Raw genomic sequence first — 967 nt, 5'->3', positions numbered from 1 at the left:
CTCGGAAGGACGGCGGGCAGCGACGAGGACTTGCATCGGCTATCCGCGCGATGTCATCGCACGCAAGCGGCTGCAAAGGGACTTCTTGGCCGGTGATGAGGCCCTGGCCAACCGCCTTGCCCTCGATTTGGTTTGGCCCTTGGCCGATGGGGTCGTGCGTGAGGATGAAAGGGCGATGGAAGCGACGGGACTGATCCTGAAGCACCTGATTGAGCAGGCGCTACCGAGCCGGAAATCCGGGGACCGTGTGCATGCCGCGGTCGGCGTCCCGGCCCAGGCAAGCATCAATAACAAAAAGGCGCTGCTCGACGTTACCGAAGGTACGGTCGACAAGCTCTTGATCGTCAGCGAGGCTTTTGCAGTCGCCTACGCCGTCGACCGCTTCGACGAGTGCCTGATCGTCGATATTGGGGCCGGCACCACCGACATTTGCCGCATGCATGGTTCCATGCCGGAACCGGACGACCAAGTGACGCTCAAGATCGCGGGTGACTTCCTCGATGCCGAGATTACGCGTGCGATTCACGAAAAGTATCCGGAAGTTCAGCTCACGCCTCAGATCATTCGCCGCATCAAAGAAAAATACGGCTACGTGTCCGATACCTCGGATCCCATCCGGGTTACGCTGTCGAACCGCGGTATTCCCGCAGAGTATGATATTACGGACATCATGCGGGAATCCTGTCTCCAGATGACGCGGCCCATTGCCGCTGCGGTGCAAGAGCTGGTCGGATCTTTCGACCCGGACTTTCAGGCGGACCTCCGGCAGAACATCGTCCTTGCCGGGGGCGGCTCGCGGCTCAAGGGCATCGATTTGGCCATCGAGAGGAGCCTGAAGGCCTATGGCGGAGCGAGCGCGGATTGTGTTCAGGATGCGGAGTACTGTGGCTGTCTCGGCGCCCTGAAGATGTGTGTCGATATGCCCGAGGAGTACTGGGAGCGCATCTGAGCGTCGGTGATCTTCGGT

At 60.4% G+C, this 967-nt stretch carries 1 protein-coding gene; it reads left to right on the top strand.

The features are described from left to right. Positions 1 to 949 (top strand): rod shape-determining protein (locus CKO31_RS26080; RefSeq protein ID WP_200243830.1); only part of this gene is annotated, 949 nt, incomplete at its 5' end. Between the last annotated feature and the right edge of the window lie 18 nt (positions 950 to 967).

This window comes from Thiohalocapsa halophila (assembly GCF_016583825.1).
GTDB classification, from domain to species: domain Bacteria; phylum Pseudomonadota; class Gammaproteobacteria; order Chromatiales; family Chromatiaceae; genus Thiohalocapsa; species Thiohalocapsa halophila.
Note: the sequence above shows the minus strand (reverse complement) of the source record. Positions and strands in the feature narration are given on the sequence as shown.